Raw genomic sequence first — 3,140 nt, 5'->3', positions numbered from 1 at the left:
CGGCGTGCAGATCGTGGGCGCGCTGCTGGTACTGGCGGTGCTGATCACCCCGGCGGCCGCGGCCGCGCAGCTGACCGCCGATCCGGTGCGCTCGACGGTGCTGGCCGTGGTCTTCGCCGAGCTGGCCGCGGTCGGCGGCATCCTGCTGTCGCTGGCCCCCGGCGTGCCGGTCTCGACCTTCGTCACCACCATCTCGTTCCTGATCTACCTGGTCTGCCGGGTCGTCGGCGCCCGGCGCAGGAAGGCTGGACGGGCGCGCACCGCTACCGCCCGACCCACTCCCGGGTGAATTGATGGCACTCGCCCTCAATAGGGCGGCGGGGGTTTCGTATGCTCATGGCGACCCTCCACCGAACGTCCACCGAACGAATGGTTGCCACCGTGATCGACTTCTCGATTCCCGCCGAACTCGCCGCCGAACGCGACCGCGTCCGCCGATTCGTCATCGACAAGATCGTCCCGTTCGAGCGCGACCCGCGCCTGACCGCGCACGGTCCGACCGACGAACTGCGCCAGGAGCTCGTCGAGCTGGCCCGCGCCGAGAAGCTGCTCACCGTGCAGGCGCCCGAGGCGCTCGGCGGGCGCGGCCTGACGCACGTGGAGCAGGCGGTGATCTACGAGGCGGCGGGCTGGTCCACCCTCGGCCCGGTGGCGATGAACTGCGCCGCGCCCGACGAGGGCAACATGTACCTGCTCGGCAGGATCGCGAACCAGGAGCAGATCGACGAGTACCTGATGCCGGTCATCAACGGCCACCAGCGTTCGGTGTTCGCCATGACCGAGCCGAACGGCGCGGGCTCCGACCCGGGCCAGCTGTCCACCGAGGCGGTCTTCGACGGCGAGAACTTCGTCATCAACGGCCGCAAGTGGCTGATCACCGGCGCGAACGGCGCCAAGACCTGGATCATCATGGCGCGCCTCGCCGCCAACCCGCACCTGCCCGAGGGCCCGACGCTGTTCCTCACCTCCGGTGACCAGCCCGGCATCGTCATCGAGCGGACCATGAACACCATGGACCGCAACTACGTCCAGGGCCACGGCGTGGTGCGCTTCGAGAACCTGACCCTGCCCGCGTCGGCACTGCTCGGCGAAGCGGGCCAGGCCCTGCGCTACGCCCAGCTGCGGCTGGCCCCGGCCCGGCTGACGCACTGCATGCGCTGGCTGGGCGCGGCCGAGCGCGTGCAGAGCATCGCGGTCGAGCACGCCAAGACCCGCACCGCCTTCGGCAAGACCATCGGCGAACACCAGGGCGTGTCGTTCATGCTGGCCGACAACGAGATCGCGCTGCACCAGTGCCGCCTGACCATCTGGCACGCCTGCTGGCTCATGGACCAGGGCGAGAAGGCCCGGCACGAGAGCTCGATGGCCAAGTCCTACGTCTCCGAGGAGCTGTTCAAGGTCGCCGACCGCGCGGTGCAGGTCCTCGGCGGTATCGGCATCAGCGACGAGACCGTGGTGGAGATGATCTTCCGCGACATGCGTGCCTTCCGCCTCTACGACGGCCCCACCGAGGTGCACAAGTACGCGATCGGCCGCCAGATCCTGCGCTGACTTCGGCTACCATCCCCCCATGAGCTCGGAACTGCTCGTCGATGTCTCAGCGGGCATCGCCGTCCTCACCCTCAATCGCCCCGCCCAGCAGAACGCCTTCACCCCGGCCATGGCCGCGGAACTCGGTGCGGCGTTGGCGAGATGCGACGCCGAGGACGCGATCCGAGCCGTGGTCGTCACCGGCACCCCGCCCGCGTTCTGCGCGGGCGCAGACCTGTCCCAGCGCGTGGGCGAGGTCAGCGCGACCATCGAGCCCGCGCCGTGGCGGGTTCGCAAGCCGGTGATCGCGGCCGTCAACGGTCACGCGGTCGGCCTCGGCCTCGCGCTGGCCCTGCAGTGCGACCTGCGCTACATGGCCCGCGACGCCGTCTACGGCCTCAACCAGGTGCGCCGGGGCGTGATCGCCGACGGCTACGCGCACTGGACGCTGCCGCGGCTGGCAGGCATGGCCAACGCCGCCGACATCATGCTCACCGGCCGCACCTTCGACGGCGAGGAAGCCGTCTCGATGGGCCTGGCCAACGCCTGCCTGTCGGCGGCCGAGGTGCTGCCGACCGCGCTGTCGGTGGCCACCGACCTGGCCAACGGTTCCGCGCCGCTGCCGGTGGCGCTGTCCAAGCGGCTGCTGTGGGAAAGCCTCGGCATGAGCCCCGACGTGGTCGGCAGGCTGGAATCGGATCTCAACGCCCACGTCGCCAAGAGCATCGACGGCGGCGAGGCGATGGCCGCCTTCCGTGAGCGCCGCCAGCCCGACTGGAGCGGGCAGGTCAGCGCGGAATGGCCGAGCTGGGACGGCAGTTCCGAGCGCCCCAAGCTGGACTGAGCGCGGCGCGCCTGCCGCGCGTGGTTTCCGGCTTCGCGCGCGTGGTTTCGGCTTCGACGGGTCAGCCCGTCACGGTGTCAGTCCGCGCCGCCCCCGGTGATCATCAGCAGGACGAACAGCGTCGCCATGCAAATCATCAGGATGGTGCCGATCACCCCGAGGATGTAGCCGACGGTGACCTGGACGCGGCCGCCGATCGCGCCGCCGGAGGCCTCGATCTGATCGAGCGCCCGCTTCCCCAGCGCCCACGCCACCGGACCTAACACGCCACCGCACAGGATGCTCGCCGCGCCGAGGAACAACACCGCCGTGGCATGGGGATGCTCGACCGGCGAACCGAGGGGCTGATTGGGTATCACCACCACCCGAATTCTACGGGGCCCGAGCGTCTTTGCGCGTCTATTGCCGCCCCGCGCGGGTCAGCGGCGGCGCTGGCGGGCGATCTCGGCGAGCACGACGCCCGCCGCGACGGATGCGTTGAGCGACTCCACCGGACCCGCCATCGGGATGCTCAGCACCTCGTCGCAGGTCTCCCGGACCAGGCGCGACAGGCCCTTGCCCTCCGAGCCGACCACGATCACGGTGGGATCGTTGCCGTCCAGCTCGTCGAGGGTGGTGTCGCCACCGGCGTCCAAACCGATGATGCGCATGCCCTGGTCGGCCCAATCCTTCAACGTGCGCGTCAGATTCGTCGCGCGCGCGCCCGGGAGCCTGGCCGCGGCGCCCGCGCTGGTGCGCCAGGGCACCCCGGGGACGGAGGCGCGGG

Annotated in this window: 5 protein-coding genes; 3 read left to right on the top strand and 2 right to left on the bottom strand. The window is 70.7% G+C overall.

The genetic code is table 11. The annotated features are described in order from the left end of the window. From QH283_RS08880 to QH283_RS08870, 3 genes are all read left to right on the top strand, one after another. Positions 1-289, top strand: a 289-nt coding sequence (locus tag QH283_RS08880; protein ID WP_280502538.1) for a metal ABC transporter permease, incomplete at its 5' end; no start/stop codon positions are given. A gap of 92 nt (positions 290-381) precedes the next feature. Next, positions 382-1,551, top strand: a complete 1,170-nt coding sequence (locus QH283_RS08875) for an acyl-CoA dehydrogenase family protein (protein ID WP_280502539.1) — start codon at positions 382-384, stop codon at positions 1,549-1,551. A gap of 19 nt (positions 1,552-1,570) precedes the next feature. Next, entirely contained in the window at positions 1,571-2,374 is an 804-nt protein-coding gene (locus tag QH283_RS08870; RefSeq protein ID WP_280502537.1) for an enoyl-CoA hydratase/isomerase family protein, read from the top strand. Between the two features lie 77 nt (positions 2,375-2,451). Here the strand turns inward: QH283_RS08870 and QH283_RS08865 are convergent, their stop codons facing one another. Together QH283_RS08865 and QH283_RS08860 are read right to left on the bottom strand one after the other, a co-directional pair. Beyond that, positions 2,452-2,736 (bottom strand): DUF4190 domain-containing protein, encoded by a 285-nt coding sequence (locus QH283_RS08865; protein ID WP_280502536.1) that lies wholly within the window; start codon positions 2,734-2,736, stop codon positions 2,452-2,454. A 57-nt stretch (positions 2,737-2,793) separates the two neighbouring features. After that, positions 2,794-3,140 (bottom strand): TrmH family RNA methyltransferase (locus QH283_RS08860; protein ID WP_280502535.1); only part of this gene is annotated, 347 nt, incomplete at its 5' end.

The sequence above is a fragment of the Nocardia farcinica genome (assembly GCF_029867845.1).
In the GTDB taxonomy this organism is placed as follows: Bacteria; Actinomycetota; Actinomycetes; order Mycobacteriales; family Mycobacteriaceae; genus Nocardia; species Nocardia farcinica_A.
This window is presented reverse-complemented; position numbering and strand designations above follow the sequence as displayed.

Excerpts from the sequence above, each read along its gene's own strand:
- QH283_RS08870 (WP_280502537.1), top strand. The coding sequence starts at position 1,571 with ATGAGCTCGGAACTGCTCGTCGATGTCTCAGCGGGCATCGCCGTCCTC.